This window comes from Streptacidiphilus sp. MAP12-16, assembly GCF_041262165.1.
GTDB lineage: Bacteria > Actinomycetota > Actinomycetes > Streptomycetales > Streptomycetaceae > Streptacidiphilus.
The window spans coordinates 1-20,414 of the sequence record NZ_JBGCBY010000018.1 but is presented as its reverse complement, the minus strand read 5'-3'; the positions used below and the strand labels follow the sequence as shown (position 1 = coordinate 20,414).

At 68.6% G+C, this 20,414-nt stretch carries 15 protein-coding genes, 1 pseudogene and 1 CRISPR repeat array; of the genes and pseudogenes, 9 read left to right on the top strand and 7 right to left on the bottom strand.

All coding sequences use genetic code 11. The features are described from left to right. Positions 1–10: 10 nt before the first annotated feature. Both ABIA33_RS23080 and ABIA33_RS23075 read right to left on the bottom strand, forming a co-directional pair. Positions 11–307, bottom strand: a complete 297-nt coding sequence (locus ABIA33_RS23080; protein WP_370084282.1) for a hypothetical protein — start codon at positions 305–307, stop codon at positions 11–13. Between the two features lie 823 nt (positions 308–1,130). Continuing rightward, positions 1,131–1,274, bottom strand: a complete 144-nt coding sequence (locus tag ABIA33_RS23075; protein ID WP_370084281.1) for a hypothetical protein — start codon at positions 1,272–1,274, stop codon at positions 1,131–1,133. A 291-nt stretch (positions 1,275–1,565) separates the two neighbouring features. Between ABIA33_RS23075 and ABIA33_RS23070 the strand changes: the two genes are divergently transcribed. The 6 genes from ABIA33_RS23070 to cas7c all read left to right on the top strand — a co-directional run bounded on the left by ABIA33_RS23070 (position 1,566) and on the right by cas7c (position 12,281). Continuing rightward, positions 1,566–2,348, top strand: coding sequence for an RNA polymerase sigma factor (locus ABIA33_RS23070; RefSeq protein WP_370084280.1), 783 nt, complete (start codon positions 1,566–1,568; stop codon positions 2,346–2,348). Positions 2,349–2,545: 197 nt separating this feature from the next. Next, positions 2,546–3,097: a SigE family RNA polymerase sigma factor gene (locus tag ABIA33_RS23065; protein WP_370084430.1), complete on the top strand. Its 552-nt coding sequence runs from the start codon at positions 2,546–2,548 to the stop codon at positions 3,095–3,097. Between the two features lie 40 nt (positions 3,098–3,137). Beyond that, positions 3,138–5,875: direct repeats of the CRISPR family, unit length 37 nt; unit sequence GTTGCGATCCTCGGCCGTCCCGGAGGACGACCGCCAC. A 193-nt stretch (positions 5,876–6,068) separates the two neighbouring features. Further along, positions 6,069–8,474 (top strand): CRISPR-associated endonuclease Cas3'', encoded by a 2,406-nt coding sequence (locus ABIA33_RS23060; protein WP_370084279.1) that lies wholly within the window; start codon positions 6,069–6,071, stop codon positions 8,472–8,474. A gap of 260 nt (positions 8,475–8,734) precedes the next feature. Beyond that, entirely contained in the window at positions 8,735–9,478 is a 744-nt protein-coding gene (gene cas5c / locus ABIA33_RS23055) for a type I-C CRISPR-associated protein Cas5c (protein ID WP_370084278.1), read from the top strand. A gap of 7 nt (positions 9,479–9,485) precedes the next feature. Then, a complete protein-coding gene (gene cas8c, locus ABIA33_RS23050) occupies positions 9,486–11,285 on the top strand; it encodes a type I-C CRISPR-associated protein Cas8c/Csd1 (RefSeq protein WP_370084277.1) in 1,800 nt (599 codons plus the stop codon). Positions 11,286–11,402: 117 nt separating this feature from the next. Next, positions 11,403–12,281 (top strand): type I-C CRISPR-associated protein Cas7/Csd2, encoded by an 879-nt coding sequence (gene cas7c, locus ABIA33_RS23045; RefSeq protein WP_370084276.1) that lies wholly within the window; start codon positions 11,403–11,405, stop codon positions 12,279–12,281. Between the two features lie 723 nt (positions 12,282–13,004). On the opposite strand, the gene ABIA33_RS23040 is transcribed toward cas7c, so the two are convergent. Then, entirely contained in the window at positions 13,005–14,036 is a 1,032-nt protein-coding gene (locus ABIA33_RS23040) for a hypothetical protein (protein ID WP_370084429.1), read from the bottom strand. Positions 14,037–14,672: 636 nt separating this feature from the next. Next, the gene (locus ABIA33_RS23035; RefSeq protein ID WP_370084438.1) at positions 14,673–15,980 is read right to left on the bottom strand and encodes a hypothetical protein; all 1,308 of its coding nucleotides are present in this window, start codon (positions 15,978–15,980) and stop codon (positions 14,673–14,675) included. A 168-nt stretch (positions 15,981–16,148) separates the two neighbouring features. Between ABIA33_RS23035 and ABIA33_RS23030 the strand changes: the two genes are divergently transcribed. After that, positions 16,149–16,331: a hypothetical protein gene (locus ABIA33_RS23030; RefSeq protein ID WP_370084437.1), complete on the top strand. Its 183-nt coding sequence runs from the start codon at positions 16,149–16,151 to the stop codon at positions 16,329–16,331. A 345-nt stretch (positions 16,332–16,676) separates the two neighbouring features. On the opposite strand, the pseudogene ABIA33_RS23025 reads toward ABIA33_RS23030, so the two are convergent. Beyond that, positions 16,677–16,820: pseudogene (locus ABIA33_RS23025) on the bottom strand (transposase family protein); the annotation flags it as partial. Positions 16,821–16,980: 160 nt separating this feature from the next. On the opposite strand from ABIA33_RS23025, the gene ABIA33_RS23020 reads away from it, so the two are divergent. Beyond that, complete coding sequence (locus ABIA33_RS23020; RefSeq protein ID WP_370084275.1) at positions 16,981–17,253, top strand: hypothetical protein; 273 nt, start codon at positions 16,981–16,983, stop codon at positions 17,251–17,253. 77 nt (positions 17,254–17,330) lie between these two features. Here ABIA33_RS23020 and ABIA33_RS23015 read toward each other — a convergent pair whose 3' ends face one another. Continuing rightward, complete coding sequence (locus tag ABIA33_RS23015) at positions 17,331–18,368, bottom strand: hypothetical protein (RefSeq protein WP_370084274.1); 1,038 nt, start codon at positions 18,366–18,368, stop codon at positions 17,331–17,333. After that, positions 18,365–18,850 carry a hypothetical protein gene (locus ABIA33_RS23010; protein ID WP_370084273.1) on the bottom strand — a complete coding sequence of 162 codons (486 nt, stop codon included), beginning with the start codon at positions 18,848–18,850 and terminating at the stop codon, positions 18,365–18,367. Before ABIA33_RS23010 ends, ABIA33_RS23015 begins: the two co-directional genes overlap by 4 nt. Before the next feature lie 387 nt (positions 18,851–19,237). On the opposite strand from ABIA33_RS23010, the gene ABIA33_RS23005 reads away from it, so the two are divergent. Then, positions 19,238–20,242: a DUF2971 domain-containing protein gene (locus ABIA33_RS23005; RefSeq protein ID WP_370084272.1), complete on the top strand. Its 1,005-nt coding sequence runs from the start codon at positions 19,238–19,240 to the stop codon at positions 20,240–20,242. The last annotated feature ends 172 nt before the right edge of the window (positions 20,243–20,414 follow it).

The following is a 20,414-nucleotide window of genomic DNA, read 5'->3' as shown; positions in this document are numbered from 1 at the left end:
GGTGGGTTGGCTAGTGCTTCTTCAAGTGGTTCTTCACGCTCAGCGGCGCGCCCTTGTACCCGCAGCCCAGCGGGCACTCCTGCCACCCACCGCTGCGCACCGCCTCGGCGGACACCGAGCGGGCGGGGCCGTAGCCGTGCTTGTGCAGGAGCTGGGGGACCGAGCTGCTGTACTCGACGGCCAGCAGGGCGGCTTCGGCGACCTTGTCGTGGCCACGTGCGAAGAAGGATCCGATACCGGCCTCCGCGCCGCAGCCGCACCAACAGGTGCCGGTCGGGATCAGGCGAGGGTGCTCTGATTCACTCATGCAACCAAGGTAGCAATCTTTGAAGTAAAATCAAAATCGTCAATCAAGATTTACGTTCTTGGTTAGTCATCCCGGATGGATCCGAGGTCTGCGTGAGCAGGTCCGAGGCGGTGCGTCATGGCGGGGCTCGATGCCCCGGGGCGCGGTAGCACGCTGCGTCCTTGTCGTGCCTGCGGCGGTGCCTGTATCCCTGGGGGAGATGCCGGTTTGACGGTGTGTCGGCAGGGGGTGCGGTGGCCGGGTTACGGCGTGTTGAGGTGGTCGGGGTGGGGGCGTTGAACGTCGACTACATCGCGTCGGCGTCCCGGCTCTCGAGGCGTATGGCCGACCAGCTTCAGGAGCCGGTGGCCCGGTTCGAGTGGAACACTGAGGGCCCGGTCGATCAGGTCACTGTCGCCAAGGCGATCGAGCGGCTGGGCACCTCTTCGTTGGACGCCTCGCTCGGGGGCGGCGTGGCTGACGGTCTTCACCCTGGCGCAGCTGCGCCTGGACATTTCCTTGGGCTATGTCGGGGTGGCTGGGCGGATCGAGACCCCGGGCCTGTCGTTCCTGGGGGTACCGTACTAACTCCAGTGGCGCCGTGCGCACGCAACACACCAGTCACACAGGCCCGTCCCGCCGAAGTATCGGGTCCCGGTCGTCTGTAGGCACGAGGCCAATCCGACCGATTTGCCCGACAAGGCGCCGGAACGGCGTCCCACGCATCTCTACTCACCGCTGGTCAGGACCCGGATATACCCAGAGACATCCGGGACAGGACCCGTCTTCACGTAGACCCAGCGCTCGGTCGCCGGTGGCGGGATATCCATTCGCTTCGGGTCGTCTAGTGCCAGTGGATGGTGAGGTGCTGGGTGAGGGTGGTGATGCCCCAGAAGATCAGGCTGCCAAGGAGGGCGGCGAGTACGGCGCCGTACATCGTGGAGGGGTCCCGCCAGCGCTGGTCGGGGTCTTTTTTGGGAGATGCCACGGTGCTGGTCCTCCATCGTGTCGTCAGCGGCCGCCAGTAGAAGGCGCGTTCGGGTCTCAGGCGAGTTCGCAGCGGCGTGCCGCGGGCATTCGTGGGCCTGTCACAGTGGTCTATAGGGAGATGCAGGGGACTGTTGTGACGGGGTTCCGGAAGGTTTTCAAAAAATCTTGAAAAAGACCGTCACGGCCGTACAACCGTCCGCCATACAACGATGTGCTGGCCCAGCCCTGCGGTGGCGCCCGCATCGACGAGGCGCCTGGAGACGTGATGGGGTGGTCGTACACGCGCAGCGTGCGACCCGCTGCCCCGCCCGAGGGCGAGGTGACTGTTCGTCGCCCCCCGGGCCCCGGTGGTCCGGGTGCGTGGGGGAGTGCGATCGAGGACAGTGGCCGACACGGTGCGGATGTAGAGCTCTTCCGGGAACTGCATGCGGCCGGGTTCGCCGGGGTCCGCTACGAGGTCTTCCGGGGAGAGCTGGCCGCGTACGGCCGCCCGCTGCTGCGTAAGTGGATCTTCACCGGTGAGATCTATCGGCACAGTGCCGAGCGGGGGCATCCGGTCACACTCACCGAGGACCTGCGTGCCCTGCTCCGCGAGGACGGCGATGCCCGTGAGCAGCTGGCTCATGACGCGGTGGTGGCGGGCCTGGCGCTGTTTCACCGTCGTGCTCTGCACGAAGGATTATGGAATCCAGCTTTGGGTGCGTCACTGAGGAGCTTCTTCGTCGGCGCGGTCGTCCTTGCCTTCAAGGACACGTTCAAGCGCTGGGCGCGAGACTACGCGCACCTCGCCCGCGAGAGGCTGACCGATGAAGGCGACGACATCGACCGCTGGCTCTCCCTGATCGCGACCTCCACCACTCTGGAGGCTGAGGTGGTGGGCCGCGACACCATCACCTCCTACCTGGCCACCCTCGACGAGACCAACCGCAGCATCGTCGAGCTGCGGCTGAACGGAGTGCCACCCGGCGAGATCGCCGCGCAGTTGGCGATTCCGGCCGCACGCGTACGCACCCGCCTGTACCGGCTCCGCAGCACTTTGCGCAACGACCTCCAGGAGGGCGGCCTACTATGAGCAGCGCCCACCACCTCGACGAGGGACTCCTCGACCGGGCCGACGCCGCCTCGCGCGACGCCGCCCACGATCCGGCCCACGCGCATGAGGCACAGCGCATGTCCACTGGTATCCGTCAGATCAGGTCCGCTGGCGGGGTACTGGACCGGCTCCCCGACGGGAGCGCAGGCCAAGAGGCAGGCCGGTTCCTCAGCACGGTGCAAGCCTCGTCGCTCGGAACCAGCGAAGTGCGGGCCTCACAGAACCTGGACGGCATCACCGTCTACTCCCTCACGGAGATCTACCAGGCGCACTACCGGCCGCTGCTCGGCCTGGCCGCCCTGCTCCTGGACGACCTCGCCTCCTGCGAGGACGTCGTCCAGGAGGCATTCATCCGCGTGCATGTGGCCCGCCGCCGGGTGCACGACCCGGAGAAGACCCTCGCCTTCCTGAGGCAGACCGTCGTCAACCTGTCGCGTTCCACCCTGCGCCGCCGGCTCATGGGACTGCGGCTGCTGCCCAGCTTCACAGCGGACATGGCCAGCGCTGAAGAAGGCGCGTACGAGGCACTGGAACGCGATCAGTTGCGGACGGCACTACGCGGGCTGCAACGCCGTCAGCGGGAGATCCTGGTGCTGCGCTACATGGCGGACATGACCGAAGCGCAGGTAGCTGACGCACTCGGCATTTCGATCGGGTCCGTCAAGGCGTACGGATCACGTGGACTCGAGGCGCTGCGCATTGCGATGGAGCAGGGGTCGTCCGGTTGAGGGGCCCCGCGACAAGCCCAGGCGAGAGCGCGCACGCGATGTTGCGATCCTCGGCCGCCCCAGGGGACGACCGCCACCTCCAGCGCGGTCGTCTTCTGGCCCGTGGTGTAGGTGTTGCGATTCTCGGCCGTCCCGGAGGACGACCGCCACCCGGCTTCACCTCGGCAACGTTCGCGGTGACCGTGGTGTTGCGATCCTCGGCCGTCCCGGAGGACGACCGCCACCCCGTGGCGTTCGCCGAATCGGACGACATCGCTACGTTGCGATCCTCGGCCGTCCCGGAGGACGACCGCCACTGGCCCGCCTATAACCCATGTGGCCGCCAAAGCGCGGTTGCGATCCTCGGCCGTCCCGGAGGACGACCGCCACCCCGTGGCGTTGGGCCGGGCGATGCACATGGCGCTGTTGCGATCCTCGGCCGTCCCGGAGGACGACCGCCACACCGGCATCCTGGGCACCGCCATAGGCACCAAGAAGTTGCGATCCTCGGCTGTCCCGGAGGACGACCGCCACGGCGACGGCACTGTCCTGGCTGCCGCCGCTCTTGACCGTTGCGATCTTCGGCCGTCCCAGAGGACGACCGCCACCCGGGGTCGGTCACGGTCACGGTGACCATCGCGGTGTTGCGATCCTCGGCCGTCCCGGAGGGCGACCGCCACAAGCCCTGGGGCTCGCCGGTGCCGGTGCCAGTGAGGTTGCGATCCTCGGCCGTCCCAGGGGACGACCGCCACGTTGGCGCTCGTCGGCATGGGCTTGACCCACTTGTGGTTGCGATCCTCGGCCGTCCCGGAGGACGACCGCCACTGGCGGCAGTGTCGGCAGGTCCCCAGGCCGTGCTGGCTGTTGCGATCCTCGGCTGTCCCGGAGGACGACCGCCACCCTGCAGGGCTATGCGGACTCGACGGGCATGGACCCGTTTGCGAATCTCGGCTGTCCCGGAGGACGACCGCCACTCGCCTTCACCTCGTTGGTCTCGGTGTTGACAACCTCGTTGCGATCCTCGGCCGTCCCGGAGGACGACCGCCACTCCTGGATCCGGGGCGGCACCTGCGCGTCGTCGGTTCGTTGCGATCCTCGGCCGTCCCGGGGGACGACCGCCACGCTGTTCGTCTGCGCCGACCTGCTCACCTGCGTGTCGTTGCGATCCTCGGCCGTCCCGGAGGACGACCGCCACACCTGGGCGAAGCCGGTGACAGCGCCCACGGCCTGGTTGCGATCCTCGGCCGTCCCGGAGGACGACCGCCACGGCGTGGTTCATCATCTTGCGGTCCGCGAGTAGCTGGTTGCGATCCTCGGCCGTCCCGGAGGACGACCGTCACAGACCATGACTCCGGACCCTACCGATTCCGTCCCGGTTGCGATCCTCGGCCGTCCCGGAGGACGACAGCCACCAGCCGTAGCAGTCTCAGCGCGGGAGCGTGCCGAGGTTGCGATCCTCGGCCGTCCCGGAGGACGACCGCCACCGCCCACCCCTGCGGCCCCCAGGCCACCGTTGGGAAGTTGCGATCCTCGGCCGTCCCGGAGGACGACCGCCACGGGCTCGATCATCTGCGCGTGGACGAGCGCAGGAGCGTTGCGATCCTCGGCCGTCCCGGAGGACGACCGCCACCCGCTACGACGGCAGCGTGCCAGTCCGGACGCCAGTTGCGATCCTCGGCCGTCCCGGAGGACGACCGCCACCAGGCCCGCCACCGGGGTGCCGGCCGCGGTCAGGATGTTGCGATCCTCGGCCGTCCAGGAGGACGACCGCCACCCGTCGCGGTCATCGCCGACCCGCCGTCGTACTCGCCGTTGCGATCCTCGGCCGTCCAGGAGGACGACCGCCACACCAGCCGGTGGACGCCACGAACATGGCGTCGTCGATGTTGCGATCCTCGGCCGTCCCGGAGGACGCCCGCCACGACGAGCTGCGGTACAAGTACTTGCAGACCATGGTGTTGCGATCCTCGGCCGTCCCGGAGGACGACCGCCACCACTGCTCGCCTGCACGGTCGGACTCGTAGGCGTTGTTGCGATCCTCGGCCGTCCCGGAGGACGACCGCCACATGCCGTATACGCAGCAGCAGTTGCACGACATCGTGTTGCGATCCTCGGCCGTCCCGGAGGACGACCGCCACGTCGCTCTGATCGGCGAGGTCACCACCGCGATCCAATTGCGATCCTCGGCCGTCCCGGAGGACGACCGCCACACCAGGACAGGGCCACGATCATGCCGGAGCCGACGATGTTGCGATCCTCGGCCGTCCCGGAGGACGACCGCCACGGGGAGGCGTCCCGGGTGACGGGCCCGGGCGTGACGTTGCGATCCTCGGCTGTCCCGGAGGACGACCGCCACTGTCCATCGCGCTCATGCACGGGTGGCACGTCACGGTGTTGCGATCCTCGGCCGTCCCGGAGGACGACCGCCACCTCAGCCTCGACGATCTGGCCGTCGCCGACGTAGACGTTGCGATCCTCGGCCGTCCCGGAGGACGACCGCCACGCGCTGGCACCCGCTCAGCTGGTGGCTCGACAACGGCGTTGCGATCCTCGGCCGTCCCGGAGGACGACCGCCACCGCCGGCCCGGTTGCGCTTGACGGTGGAGTGCGGGGTGTTGCGATCCTCGGCCGTCCCGGAGGACGACCGCCACCCGCGATGATCTCGTACACGATGCCGGCGCTCACCAGGTTGCGATCCTCGGCCGTCCCGGAGGACGACCGCCACCCGGAAGTTGTTCGGGTGCCGCAGCGGAGACCGAACAGTTGCGATCCTCGGCCGTCCCGGGGGATGACCGCCACTCCGCTGGAGCAGGGGTAAGACATTACTGGAAGTCCGGGGGTGCCGGACTGTGGATGGTCGAGTAGTGGCAATTCGGGCATTGTCCTTCGGGGCGATCCGCGTGTCGTGTGTGTGTTTGAGGTTCCGAAGTGGGTGTTGCCCCGGGCGTCCGGTGTCCTGAGGCTTCCGATTTGCTATGTGTCACTTTGGCTTATGTCGGCAGGTCGGTGTCGGAGTTCGGGCAGGTTGGTCGTTCTGGCGCCGGTGTCAGTGGCTGCCGCTACGGTCCGGACCATGGAGACTGTCGGCTTTAGTGGGGGCGGGGACCGGGTATCGCGCGGGCGGGAGTTGCTGGGGCACAGCCGGAACAAGGCTCCCGGTGTCCGGCATCTGTTGGAGGATCACCTGCGTGGTTCTGCGGCCCTTGCGGCGCGGTTCGGTGCGGTGTTCGGGGCGGGATCTTGTGCGTCGTACCTGGCGTTGGTGCATGACGTGGGGAAGGGCTGCTGCCTTTGGCAGGAGGGCCTGCGGCGGGCGGAGTGGAGGGGGAGCGGGCCGGTGGGGGTGCCCCACAAGCATGCGGGGACGTTCCTGGCGGCCAGGTACCTGCCGGAGCAGTTCGGTGCGGTCGTGTACGGCCACCACGGCGGGCTGCCCGATACCGAGCGGCTGGCCGAGGAGCTCACCAGGATCCGTGGTGATGGCGAGCTGGCGACGATGGCCGCCGAGGCGATCGGACTGGTCGAGAAGATCATTCCGGAGATTCATCCCGATCCGCGGCCTCCCCTGCCGGCGTGGCTGACGGGCCTTGCGCTACCGGAGGCGAGGCTGGGTGTGGACCTGCTGATGCGCATGCTGTTCAGCTGCGTGGTGGACGCGGACTACCTCGACACCGAGTCGCACTTCGACGCGGCCCCGGTGCGGTTGCGGCCGCAGGCGGACTTCGCCGCGCTGCTGGCCCGGTACGAGGAGCGGCGGTCGAAGTTCCTGGCGGACCGGCCGCCCTCGCCGGTGGACGCCGTGCGGCAGAACGTCTACGAGCAGGCGTGCGAGGCGGCGGCACGGCCACCGGGGATGTATGTGCTGCATGTCCCGACCGGGGGCGCGAAGACCATCGCGGCCGGCGGATTCGCGCTTCGGCACGCGCAGGCGAACGGGCTGGGCAGGGTGGTCCTGGCGGTCCCGTACATCTCGATCACCCAGCAGAACGCCGCGGTCTACCGGGAGTTGCTGGAACCGGACGCCGGGTCGGGCGAGCGGTGGGCGGTCCTGGAGCACCACAGCTCGGTCGACCTGGACCAGGACGGGGGCACCTCCGCGCTGACGCAGGCGGAGAAGGCGGAGGCTGCGGAGCGGTCGCGATGGTCGCGTCTGGCGGCGGAGAACTGGGATGCCCCGTTCGTGATCACTACGACGGTGCAGCTCTTCGAGTCGCTGTTCTCCTCGAAGCCGTCGGCGATGCGCAAGCTGCACCGTCTGGCCGGTTCGGTGATCGTGCTGGACGAGGTGCAGGCGCTGCCGGACCGGTTGCTGCGTCCGGTGCTCAGCGCGCTTCGGGGTCTGGTGGACCACTTCGGGGCGACGGTGGTGCTGGTGTCGGCGACGCAGCCCAGCTTCTGGTCGCTCCAGGGGTTCGCGGGCGTGGAACGCCGATCCCTGGTCCGGGATGTGGCGGGGCTGTTCGAGCAGTTGCGGCGGGTGCGCTACGAGTGGCGGGTCGGTCCGGACGTGACCTTGGCGGGTATGGCGGCGGAGGCGGTGGAGCACGCCCAGACGCTGACGGTGGTGAACACGACCAAGGACGCGGCCACGCTGCACCGTCTGATCGAGGACGCGGCGGCGCACGATGCGACGGTGATCCACCTGTCGACCCGGATGACCGCCGGTCACCGCCGGGAGGCGATCGACCAGGTGCGTACACTGCTGGCCCAGGGGCGTGCGGTGCATGTGGTGTCCACCCAGCTCATCGAGGCTGGCGTGGACCTCGACTTCCCCCGGGTGTACCGGGCATGGGCGCCGGTGGAGTCGATGCAGCAGGCCGCCGGACGCTGCAACCGCGACGGACGGCTGTCCGAGGGGGTGGTCGTGGTCTTCACCGCCGCCGATGCCGGACAGCCCAAGGGTTCCGCCTACGAGGCGGCGTTGACCGCGACCGGGATGTACTTCGGCCCGGGACTGGCCGATCCCGACGACCTGGCGGCGCTGGAGCGCTACTACCCGCAACGCTACGCGCTGCAGCAGGGCACGCAGGACTCCGGTCTGGGCGCCGAGATCGAGGAACTGCGCCGCAATCTCGACTTCCCCGAGGTGGCTACCCGGTTCCAGATGATCGAGGACGGACTGAGCCGTCCCGTCGTGGTAATCCGCCGCGAGGACGAGCGCGACGCCATCGAGGCGGCTGTGGCCATGCTGCGATCCCCCTACCCCCGCGGCCCGGAGGTCCTGCGCGGCCTGCAGCCGCACATCGCCTCACTCCCTCGCCACGAGGCCGAGGCCGCGGTGAAGTCCGGGCTGGCGGATCCCGTCATCGGAGACCTGCTGCTGTGGCACGGCGACTACGACCAGCGCCGCGGTCTGGACCCCAGCACACCGGAGGACCGCGCCGGGTTCGTTGTCTGACGTCCCTGTGGCGGCAACCGCCACGAGGTATGCGGGCACGTCGGCGAGCGGCCTGTTGAACAGTGAGGCTGCCTCACGACTTGGCGCAAGTGTCCAACTTCAGCCCCGATATGGACGGCCTTGGACATCCTCGGGCGCAGGGCTGTCCTGGGGGGGTGGATTGTCAGTGGGGGCGGATAGCGTCCCCGGGTGTCGGCAAGCCTCGTATGCAGGGGCTCGTACTCCGGCGTTTCGGAGGGCAGGAGTTGAGAAACGGGCCCATGGATACGACAGTGAAAGTGCCGCGCCGTCAGGTACGTGGCAACGGTGGTTGGCCGTTTCCGGCGTTGGTGGTGGAGGTCGCCGGACCCATGGCGTGCTTCACGCGCCCGGAGTTGAAGGTGGAGCGGGTCTCCTACCCGGTGATCACGCCCTCGGCGGCGGTCGGGGTCCTGGAGGCGATCTTCTGGAAGCCGGAGTTCCGCTATGTGGTGACGCGGATCGAGGTGCTCCGGCGGATCGAGTGGATGTCGGTGCGCCGCAACGAGGTCAAGTCCGTCATCAGCGCCACCGAGGTCGCAGCGCTACGACGCGATCCGCGGCGGCGCTACGACGTGGAGGGGGACCGGGACCAGCGCAACACCATGGCGTTGAAGGACGTCGCCTACCGGATCCACGCCCAGGTGCTGCTGGCCCCGCACGCCACCACGACCGAGGAGAAGTACCGCGAGCAGCTGCGCCGCCGGGTGGAGCGCGGCGCGTGCTTCTCCGAACCGTTCCTGGGCTGCCGGGAGTTCAGCGCCGCGTTCCGCCCCGCCAGTCCGGACCTGGCGCCGATCGAGCGCACGGAGGAGCTGGGGGTGATGCTGCACTCCATCGCCCACACGGCCGACGGAGCCGAGCAGTACCGGTGGTTCCGGGCGCGGTTGGTGGACGGGGTGATGGAGGTCCCGTTGAACCCGCTGGGCCAGGACGAGGTCGCGATGCCCGCCGCGCCGTGGCGTGCCGATGCGCAGGGGCGGTGAGCGGGGGATGCTGCTGCACCGCCTGGTCGAGTACGCCGGCAGTCCCGCCTCGTCGCTGCCGCCGGCCTACTACCGGCCCAAGCAGATCCACTGGGCCCTGATCATCGATTCCGACGGCGCGGGGGCCACCCTGGCGCCGCGCCGTGTGCCCAAGGGCTCGAAGGAGACCGCCCTGGTCACCGACGCCCCCTACGCCTACCGCTCCGGGCGCACCCCGCCGCCGTCCCTGCTGGTGGACACCGCCCAGTACGTCCTCGGCCAGCCCAAACCCGACCTCACGGACGGCACCGCGTCTGCCGCCGCAAGGAGCGAGGGAGCCCGGCGCAACGACGAGTACACGGCCCTGGTCCGGGACTGGGCCGCCGGCGCACCCGAGGACCCCGGGGCGCGGGCCGTGGCGCGGTTCCTGCGCGACGAGAACGCGCTGATCGACCTCGACATCCCCGAGGACCTGCCGCACAGCGACACGGTCGCACCGATGGTCGACGGGCAATGGCTGCATCTGCTGCCCTCCGCGCAGCGCTTCTGGGCCGAGGCGGTACGTCGGCGCAAGAGCGGCGGCGGCCCGCAGGGGCTGTGCCTGGTGTGCGGGCAGGAGGGCGACCTGCTGGCGACGATCCCCGAAAGCATCAAGTCCGGGGCCATCCCCACCACCGGGCTCGGCAAGGACGCGCAGATCGTCAGCATCAACGCCGCCGCCCAAGGACGCGGCGGAGTCCTGCAACTGGCCAACACCCCGGTGTGCGAGCGCTGCGGCTCGCGCGCGATGTCCGCCCTCAACTCCCTCCTGGCCCACGACGAGCACCGGCGCCGCACCGCCGACTCGGTGACGGTGTGGTGGACCCGCGAACCGGTCCAGGAACAGCTGTTCGCTGCACTGAACGACCCCAAACCGCAGACCGTGGCCCGGCTGCGGGACTCCCTCAACGAGCGACCCGACACCGTGGCCGCACGGCGGGTCGACCCGAACGCCTACTACGCGCTCACCTTGGGCCTGAACAACGCCCGCGTCGTGGTCCGCGACTGGCTCGACATCCCCGTACAGGAACTGCGCACCAACATCGGAGCCTGGCTCGCCGACCACGAGGTCTTCGACGGCTGGCAGGGCAGGCTGCGCTGCGTGCCGGTCTGGCAGATGGCCGCCGCCAGCGGACGCTGGGACCCCAAGGCCAAGAAGTACGCCCCCCGCAGCGGCCTGCACGGCATCGAAAGCGACCTCATGCGCGCCGCACTGCGCCGCGGCCCGGTGCCCGAGCGGCTGCTGCCGCACCTGCTCCAGCGCATCCGCGCCGACCACCGCCTGGACGCCCCACGCACAGCCCTGCTCAGGCTGCTCCTCAATCCCACTCGTGAAGAAGGGACGCGGCCCATGCCCCGTCTGGACGAGAACGACACCGAGGTCGCCTACCTGTGCGGCCGGGCCTTCGCCGTGCTGGAGGCGGTGCAGCGCTCGGCGCTGCCGGACCTGAACACCACCATCGGCGACAAGTATTTCGGCTCGGTGATGACCGCGCCCGCCGCCGTCCTGCCCAACCTCCGCAAGGGCGCCAACGCCCACTTCAAGCGCCTGCGCCGGGACAAGCCCGGCACCGAACGGGCCCTGCGGGACAAGCTGACGGACGTCCTCGCCGCGATCGCCGGTCCCACCCGGGAGCGGGAGATTCCCGCGATGCTCACCATGCGCCAGCAGGCCCGCTTCGTCCTGGGTTACGAGCAGCAGCGCGCCGAGGACAACGCCGCCCGCGCCTCCTACATGGCCGCCAAGCGCGACCGCGACGCCGAGGACCCGGCACCCGACCAGGACTGACTTCCCACCGGCAACCCGGCCCAACGCATTGCCACCACCCGCTGCACTGCTCTCGCGTTCACGGACATCAGCGACACCCGGTCCTCCCAGACCGCCCGACCTTCTTAAGGACCTGCCATGACCGACGCGCAGCTGCCCCCGCACCTGGACCCGAACCGCAAGCACGACTTCGCTTTCCTCATCGAGGCCCGTGACAGCAATCCCAACGGCGACCCCGACATGGGCGGCATGCCGCGCACCGACCCGGTCTCCGGCCAGGGCCTGATCACCGACGTCGCCATCAAGCGCAAGATCCGCAACACCGTCGCGATGTTCAACGACGACGAGAAGACCCCCGGCTACGACATCTACGTCGAGGCCGGCGTCGCCCTCAACGCCCAGCACGAACGCGCCTACACGGCCCTGGGCGACGGGGCCGGCCAGCTCGACGCCCGCACCTGGATGTGCGCCGCGTTCTTCGACGTGCGGATGTTCGGCGCAGTGATGACCACCGGGAAGAAGGACAAGCAGGCCGGCCGCGTCCAGGGCCCCATGCAGCTCGGCTTCTCCCGCTCCATCGACCCGATCACCCCACTGGAGTTCGGCATCACCCGCGTCACCCCCACCAAGCAGGAGGACGTCGACGCGGGCAAGGTCACCGAGATGGGCTCCAAGCACATCGTGCCCTACGGCCTCTACCTCGGCGAGGGACACTTCAGCGCCCCCCTGGCCGCCCGCACCGGCGTCACCTCCCAGGACCTGGCCATGTTCTGGCGGGCCTTCACCCTCATGCTCGACCACGACCGCGCCGCCGCCCGCGGCGGCCTGAGCCTGCGCGGCCTGTACGTCTTCTCCCACGACGACAAGTACGGCCGCGCCCCCGCCCGCGGCCTGCTCGACCGGGTCACCGCCACCGGCCCCGGCGACGCCTCGGCCCGCACCATCAACGACTACACCATCACCGTCCAGGACACCGACCTGCCCGACGGCGTCACCCTCACCCGCCTCGTCGGATGACCCACCCCGACCCGCCCCAGGGGGATCTGCCAAATGTCCGAATTCTCAGCACTTGATCGCCGCGAGGACCGGCACCTCGGCCATCGAGTAGCGTCTATTCGCTGCTCAGGCAGCGTGGCGGTCGGCCTCCGGGACGGCCGAGGATCGCAACCCCATGGTTCAGGCGGCGAAGGACGAGGTGGAGGCGTGGCGGTTGTCCCCTGGGACGGCCGAGGATCGCAACTCCCACTGGATCACGCCCTGCATGACCGGTGAGACGGGGTGGCGGTCGTCCCCTGGACGGCCGAGAATCGCAACGTGCTCCTCGACCCGTGGGAGCAGCGTGGCGGCCCGTGGCGGTTATCCCCTGGGACGGCCGAGGATCGCAACGATGCGCTGGACTGAGACTGTCGCAGCCCCTGGACGAGCTTGTCCTCCAGCTGGTCGAGATCGCGAACGACCATGCGCGTCCGGTGAACTCGAACGAGCTCAACGCACCCTGGCTCTTTCCGACCCAGCGTCCTGGGAAGCCACTGAACAACAAATCGCTCGCGATACGGCTCCGACAGGTCGGACTCCCGCCCGAGTCGGGCCGATGCGCGGCCCTCCTCGACCTCTGCACGCAGATCCCCCCGCGGTCCTCCAACGTCACCTCGGTATCAGCCCCACAGCTGCCGAACGCTGGGCCGCCGGGGCCACCAGAACCGCTTACGCGGCGGAAGTCGCTCGCCGATCGTGAGGGTTCTACTGGATGCTCCAGCGGTGCGGGTGGTCGGGATCGTCGGGGCAGGCGAAGATGTTGAGTTCCCCCCAGCGGCCCACGGTGACCTCGGTCGGCCTGGCGGAAGGGTGCGGGGGCAAGTCCTCTTCCTCCAGCGGTTTCCAGCTGCCGCTTCCGCCGTCCCACTCCGTGCTGTCGATGGTCAGCAGCAGATGCATCGGTGTCGCGCAAGTCAGGCAGTCCATCGGGTACGGGTCGGTGGCGTGCCAGGAGGCGAAGCCACCGACCCGCCAGCCCGGTGGGATGGACAGGTCGTACTGGTAACCCACCGGTGCCGCGGCGTTCTCGTCGGCTGATTGCTCGGCCTCTTCCTCCAGGGCTTCTTCCCAGGCGTCAATCCGGGCGCACAAGTCTTCCGGGAGGAGGCCGGCGAACGGGTACGTGACCACCTGCTCCGGATGCAGCACGCACGGCTCCGGCACGTACCCCTCATAGCCGACGACCTGCGGCTGCGGCGGCGCGGTCAGCACGTCGGTGACCTCCCAAGACCGGCGCCAGCGAAGGTCTAGCAGCATCCCGGAGCCGCTCGGGCCGTGTGCGTCGAACGGGCACCAGAACACCTGGAGCAGATCGCAGCCGTCCGGCCCGGCCGGCAAGTCCGGGATATCCCTCCGATACAGCTGGGCAAGGCCGATCAGCGACAGCGGATCGGCTGCCGCGGCCTCTTCAACGCGATGCCGTCGATCGAGTTCCTTGAGCAGCTCACGTTCTTCGTCGGTAGGACCAGGGTTCGATTCCCGACGCCATGCCGCTGCCAGGACCTGCCGTCGCTGGTGGATGTCCGCCGGACGTCGGCCGCCTGCGTGGCTGTGAGGCTCGGTGCACGCCGGCCAGGGTTCGTCCGACGGCCACAGCAGCGGACCGCCCACGGAGCTCACCGTCGCATCCGGTCGTCCCGGGCGCGGATGGAGCCGGGTGGTGGTACCCCGGTAAGTCGTCAGCTCCGGGAAGAGCGCCTCGACATCGAGCGGGCGCGACGGTGTGGTCCTCGACATGCACGTGACTTTAGACAGCCGCCAGCGACCACGATTCAACGCCCCCGGAGGCATCCACCTCCGCATCGGTGCTGTCGGAGCTGTGAGCACAACGACTATTCCGCACAGGCGAATATCCGAACCTACCGACAGCGGAGGCCGAGGCGCGGCGCGAGCAGGAACGGCTCCAGGACGCCAAGGCCCGGGCGGACAAGGCCGCCCGGGCGGCGACCGGCCGGGACCGGCTGTACGGCGAGGCTCTGAAGGGTCAGTTCGGCGACCGGTAGGTGGGCCTTCCGTATGGGGTGCCGTCTGCCCCGTCGTATGCGGTGCCGTATGGGGTGTCGTATGCCGTGCTGTAGGGTGCGCGTCCGCTGCTGGACCGTCAGCACGTTTATGCAGGTCGGCTGCTGTGTGCGGGCGGTCGCGGACTCGGACATCCCCTGTCCTGGGCTGGTCTGCCTGGCTGTACCTGCTGGGCTGACCGGTCCAGGGCGAGCAGGGGGTTGGCCTTCTCTTCGTGCGGCGGTCGGGGCGGCGGGGGTCAGGCGTTGCCCCAGGTCTGGAAAAACTCGCGCTGGCCTTCGGGTCTGGTGGCGGGCGAGCAGGACGTGCCAGGCGGTGCGCGTCTTGGGCCGGTGCCCTGGGATCGGTGGCTTACATGATCCCGACCCACTGGTTCGATTCGGAGTCGGTGTCGGGGGTGGTTCTGGGTGGGCGGTGGAAGGTGAAGGTTGCTGGTTGCAGGCGGGTGCGGCGTAGTTTGGCCCAGGTTCGGCGTAGTGGGCTGGGGGGTTCGAGCAGGGGGTGGACTCGGACGCGGGTGTAGCGCATGACCCGGCGGGCGTCGCGGGAGTACCAGTGCATGAGGTTCATGTGCTGTACCAGGCCGTTGATCTCTTCTGGGGTCCATTCGCGCGCGACGGCGCGTAGTCGCCGCCGTGCCCGCCAGAAGCCGACCGGGCCGTTCATGGTCTCCAGTTCGTGGACGAGGTTGAACATGCTTCGGGACAGGGGCACCCAGTCTGAGGGCGGGGGCGGCGCTGACGGCGCGGTCTGCGCGGGCGCGGGCGTGGTCGGGGTTGTTGCGGCTGATGGAACAAGGGCTTGGCGTGCGGCTTCGTGAGATTGAGACAGGGCGCGTTCGGTGACGGCCAGGGCTTCGGCCACCACCGCGTCGTCGTCACGCCGGCGCTGCTGCTCGGTGCGTAGCGACTCCAGTTGCCCCCGGGTGGCCAGGAGCTCCTCGGTCAGCGCTGCCACCTCCAGCCGCGACTGGCGCAGCTGCTCGCGGGTGTCGTGCAGTTCCTGGCGGATGGCCTGGGCGTGCTGTTGGGTGTCTGCGAGGTGGTGTTCGGCCTGGACGCGTTCGTGTACGGCGGTGTCGCGCTCGCGGACGAGGTCCTCGTGCTGGTGGGTGTGGGTGTCCTGCAGGGCGTGGATCTGCGCGTGGGCCTGGCGCATCTGGGCCTCGGCCTGCTGGGCCCGGTCCTGGAGCCCTTCGACCTGGGCCTCTAGTTGTGCCTGGCGCAGGTGCGCGGCTTGGAGGGCGTCGGCCTGTAGGTAGCCGCGGTGCGCTGCTCTGTCGGCGGCCTTCGTGCTTGCTGCCAGGGCGGCGAGGTGGAGGTCTGTGGTGTGTTGGCGGACCTGGGGGCTGGGCGGATGTCCGGCCCGCTCGCATGCGTCGAGGAACCGGGTGACGAATTCGCGGTCGCACAGGTCGTGCCCGTTCAGGCGTTTGGACAGCGTGGTCGGATGCACGGCCAATGCTTTCGCCGCCGCAGCGCGGGTGGTGAAGACGCGTTCGGTCAGCTCCTGGAGGTGTGCCAACCACGTGTAGACAGCCGGCGTGAAGTCGGCTGGGTCCAGTCTGTTGGCCGGACGCCCTGGTAAGCGCGGCCCCGCAGTGCCGTCCTCACTGTTGCTGTCGCCGTCGGCGCTGTCCGGCGTCTGCGTCCCCGCCATGGATGCCCCCTGTTCTTTCGTGCGGGTGGAACTAGAACGATCTACGCTCTTTCGGCTACAAACCGCTGGTCCCGAATCTGGACGGAGACGAGCCCGCACCGGTTGTGCGGGGACCGCGAACTCCTCAGGGCACTGTGCCGATGAGGCGTCAACTTCCGGGAGTCCAGCATGCCGACGATTCCATCCCCGCGTGGCCCTTTTCCTACCGATCTGGCCGTTTTTCTGGCGATCCTCGTTGCGGGATGCGCGCTGGTCCTGGTGGGCCACGTCGACCCGCAGGCCCTGGCCGGCTACAGCGCCGCCCTCGCCGGCCTGCATGCCAGCTGGCACCACCGCACCCCACGCAAGTAGAGCCGTATCGAACTGCCCGCCAGCGGCCCCCGCGCTGCGAGTGCGGGACGTGCCGGACAGGCGGAACGCGTCGGTCAGGAGTGCGATTCGAGGATGGTTCCTGCAGCTGCGCCGAACTGGTTGTGGGCTTTTTGGAAGAGATCGGAGGAGACGTAACAGCGTGTCCTTGGCCACCGGAACCCCCAGGGCCACCGCGAGCCGGCTCCCCGGCCGCCCGGCCAGCGCCACCGCGATGCTGGTCAACATCCCGCGCAACAGCGGGGTGAAGCGGGCGTGCGGGCTGGTCAGCCCCGTGACCTGTTCAACGAACGTCACGGCCGTGCACGCGGCATTGAGGCACCGGAACCGGCGGACCAGCAGTTCGATCACCACTCGGGCGCCGCTGACCGCCGCATCCGACAGTCGTCGCAGATACCGGCCGTGCACTCGATCGGACGTCCTGCCGCAGTGCGGGCACAGCCCCTCGGCCGCACGCACACGGGCATGCATGGTGATCCCGGCGACCGACCGCTCAACCAACTCCACCACGACACCCGGCGTACGTTGCCACTATCCCCCAGCGCCTGCCGCCGGCGATCCGCGACCGCATCCCCTGCACTCAGCGGGACTTCGCTGCGGACATGCAGCTGCACATGCTCCGCCCAGTCTGGTGAATCTACTCCGGGAGGAGGACCGCTGGGACGAGGTTGTAGATCATTGCGACCAGGCGGTTCGCTTCCATCCCGCGCCCTCCGAGGCCTACGTGCTGCGGGCGATGACCCACCTGCTGCTTGCCAGTCGGACCGGTGTGGTGGACCGGCCTCTCCTGCGAGCTCGGCTTGTTGCTGACCTGGCCTCGGCGCAACGCTTCGGCAGGGTTGAACCGGAAGTGCTGGCCATGTGGCGTGATGTTGTCGCCGGACTGTCGTTTGGCGAAGGCTGACATCCGGAGGCGGGCGCTGCTCCCCGGCTTCGGTCGGGCATCGTCACGCGCCGCAGGATCGTCGAGCGCCAACCAGTTCACGGCGTTTCGAAGGGATGGGTAAAGCCGCTGCACGGATGCAGGCATCGGTAGCAGGTGATTTTCTGTCCGGTGGGTTCCTTGCCGAGTGTCTTTGTAAGAAGATCCATGGATATCTCGATCTTGTTTAGACGCGCCAGGGGGTCACGGGGTCTGCTCACCATGCTCACCTCGTGGATCGCGCCGTCAGCCATGACCGGGTACGGGTACGCTCCAACGCTCTGGCCAACTTTGTGAGGGCACTCTTGGGTGCCGCAGACGTTGCACTGACCTTCATCCGTCCGCGTGACGGTCACCTGATAGCGGGTGCCGAGTAGATGGGGGCAGGTATCCAGGTCCTCGCTGCAGATCGAGCACATCCGGATCGCCGTGAACCCCATCGACATGCCCCATCGCTGGTGCATGAGCGACACCGGGCACACGTCCCAGTAGGTGCCTTCACGGTATTCAAAAGCGCACCCGAACAGGCCCGAAGTCAGGGCGGCTACCTCGTGGGCATGTCGGTGCGCGAGGTCCGACAGGTGGCTGTCCTCGAGGAAGTTGAAGGCGTCCACGGCCTGGTTCAGCGAGCGGCGCGCCACTTCCTCCAGCTCGCCCCACCCGGCACCCGCGCGCTCGAACGGACCCGCGTGCACGACGGCGATTCTGTCCGCAACCAGCCCGTAGCGGTCCGTATCTGGTGCGTCGGTCCGCGCCTTCCGGCCCATCAGTACTGTCTGTGTCGGGCCGAGTTCATGCCTCCACGCTGTGCTGTGGGCCTCCTTCGCGGCGCGTGACCAGACGCCGCGCAGGTACTCCTGCTGGGGCTGTACTCGGTGGATCCCCAGGCGTTCGAGGTGCGAGGTGGTCCGCTGCCACGCCGGGAGGTTTTGCCCGTCTCGCAGGTACAACCCTGCTGTCCGGCACACCGCCGCGTAGCCCCGTACCGACTCCCGGAAGACCGAGGCCCCCTCGTGTAGAAGCATCTGTTCGCGCAGCGGCCCCGCAGCCGGCGGGAGCCGAACATTGCTGCGGATCAACTGGCCGGAGAACCTCACGTGCCAGCCTCCTCACCTGTCTGAGGTGCCTGAGGGCTTCCCTCAGGCAGTACGGGAGCGCCCGGCTGCGGACCGGTGACCGCCGCCCGAAGGAGTTCCTCCAGGTTCCCGACGGGGCCGGTCACCTCGAGGCCCCGCACGACGGTCCCGGCGTCGGTGCGCTCGATCTCTGCGATTTTCACCGTGATTTGTGCGCTGCCGACCTCGGCCGTCGGAGGGTTGCCGCCCATCGCTGAGCGGGCCCGTGCCCAGGCGATCCTGACGATGCACTGGACGAGCGCTGTAGTCAGAGACGCCGAGACCGACACGGCGATCGTGGCCACGACGGGTGTCGCACTGTACTCGCTCAGATACCGACGGGACTCCCGCGGGTACGCGAACTCCACGTCCACGCTCTCATACCGCAGCGTCTTGACCAGGCCGGCGACGTCGTCGCGGTAGACCCCGATTCCGTTCACTGTCTTGTCCGGCAGCAGGTACACCCGATCCGAGGCCGGCTTTGCCAGCAGCGGTGCGGGGATGTCTTCGGAGGTGACGTCCCATCGGGTGACGTGTGCGGGCTGCGGATCCTCGTCCATGTGCGTCCCAGTGTTGAGCGGTGTTCCCGGCCCGGTTCGGTTAAGGCCCTGATACCAGCCTAGGACGCAGGGGCTCCGCCCACGGGCCTGCCGTGGGCGGCCAGACTGCGCTGCGGCGCTTTTGAGGCCTGTCCGACATGCGCACTACGGCTTCGTCGAAGCCGAGGTGATCGAGTTCGGCAGGCCAGCTGCACACGGTGCCGAGGTACACCTACTAGTTATCGTCAATATGACGCTAAAGCTTGGTATGATGGTCGCAACGAACGAATCGGCACAAACACATGGAGAGACATGACCACTAACCCTCCGTCAGGCCACCCGCACGCCCCTGACGCGTCAACGCTGGTGCAGGCGATGGCCGACACCTACCACGAGTGGCGAGACGGGCAGATTCACCAGGACCAGGCCGATCTGCCTGAAGCCCTGTGGCACTACACCAATGCCGCCGGTCTCATGGGAATCCTCGGCTCCAATACCCTGTGGGCCACTCACGTCCACCACCTCAACGACACCTCCGAGTTCTCGTACGGACTCGGAATCGTCCTCCACTATCTGGAGGACGCCGTCCAGTATGTCAAGAGCGACAGCGCCCGAAGCGTTCTCGCCGGATTGACCGCTCACGACGGCGCCGCGCTGAACGACTATTTCAGCAAGCGACCGCACCTGTTCGTCACCTGCTTCTGTTCCAAGGGCAACGTGCTCAGCCAGTGGCGCGCCTACACTGCGGCCGGCACCGGCGGAGGCGCCTACGCCCTCGAATTCAAGCCCAAGGACCCCCACGTGTGGGCCAGCGGGGCCAATCACGGCCTGCGCCTGCGCAAGGTCATCTACGACCGCGCCCGGCAGGAGCAGTTGTGCGAAGACCTCGTCCGCAAACTGGTCGTCATCCTTGACCAGGACCCGCAGGACCCGCAGGACCCGCAGGACCCGATGGACCTGAGGCTCCTGAATGAGTTCGGATACCGTCTTGAGGACGGGGTGATCGACTTCGCCACCGCCTGCAAGCACCCCGACTTCGCCGAAGAGAGCGAGTGGCGTCTGATCTACCGCCACCAGCCCCACCCCTCCGCCCCGGAGCTGAGGTATCGCGAAGCCCGAGGGATGATCGCGCCGTACGTGGCCCTGGACCTGCCCGAGGTCATCGGCAACCGAGCCAGGCGGCCGCTGCCGGTTTACCGGATCCAGGTCGGACCGGGGGGTGACCGGGAAGCCAGCATGAGCAGCCTGCGCCTCTACCTGGACCAGAACGACATGAGCGACGTCGAAGTCACCGGCTCCGCCACACCGTTCAGATGACCATGCCCGGGGCGTGTGTGCCGGGCGCGCACCTGCGTAGGAGCCGACACTGCGCAGACGAGGACCCGGGAATGCTTACGGCGTGGTGCTCGATTGAGACTCGGGCGTGCTGGCCTGGCGTGTTGTCCGGTGGGTGATCACCTCTCGGCGGCGCGGTCGGAGACCAGGCCGG

What these genes read in the sequence shown, in the direction of transcription:
- ABIA33_RS23080 (WP_370084282.1), bottom strand. Translation starts at nt 307, where the DNA reads ATGAGTGAATCAGAGCACCCTCGCCTGATCCCGACCGGCACCTGTTGG.
- ABIA33_RS23060 (WP_370084279.1), top strand. Translation starts at nt 6,069, where the DNA reads ATGTCGGCAGGTCGGTGTCGGAGTTCGGGCAGGTTGGTCGTTCTGGCG.
- cas5c (WP_370084278.1), top strand. Translation starts at nt 8,735, where the DNA reads ATGGATACGACAGTGAAAGTGCCGCGCCGTCAGGTACGTGGCAACGGT.
- cas8c (WP_370084277.1), top strand. Translation starts at nt 9,486, where the DNA reads ATGCTGCTGCACCGCCTGGTCGAGTACGCCGGCAGTCCCGCCTCGTCG.
- cas7c (WP_370084276.1), top strand. Translation starts at nt 11,403, where the DNA reads ATGACCGACGCGCAGCTGCCCCCGCACCTGGACCCGAACCGCAAGCAC.
- ABIA33_RS23040 (WP_370084429.1), bottom strand. Translation starts at nt 14,036, where the DNA reads ATGTCGAGGACCACACCGTCGCGCCCGCTCGATGTCGAGGCGCTCTTC.
- ABIA33_RS23035 (WP_370084438.1), bottom strand. Translation starts at nt 15,980, where the DNA reads ATGGCGGGGACGCAGACGCCGGACAGCGCCGACGGCGACAGCAACAGT.
- ABIA33_RS23030 (WP_370084437.1), top strand. Translation starts at nt 16,149, where the DNA reads ATGCCGACGATTCCATCCCCGCGTGGCCCTTTTCCTACCGATCTGGCC.
- ABIA33_RS23005 (WP_370084272.1), top strand. Translation starts at nt 19,238, where the DNA reads ATGACCACTAACCCTCCGTCAGGCCACCCGCACGCCCCTGACGCGTCA.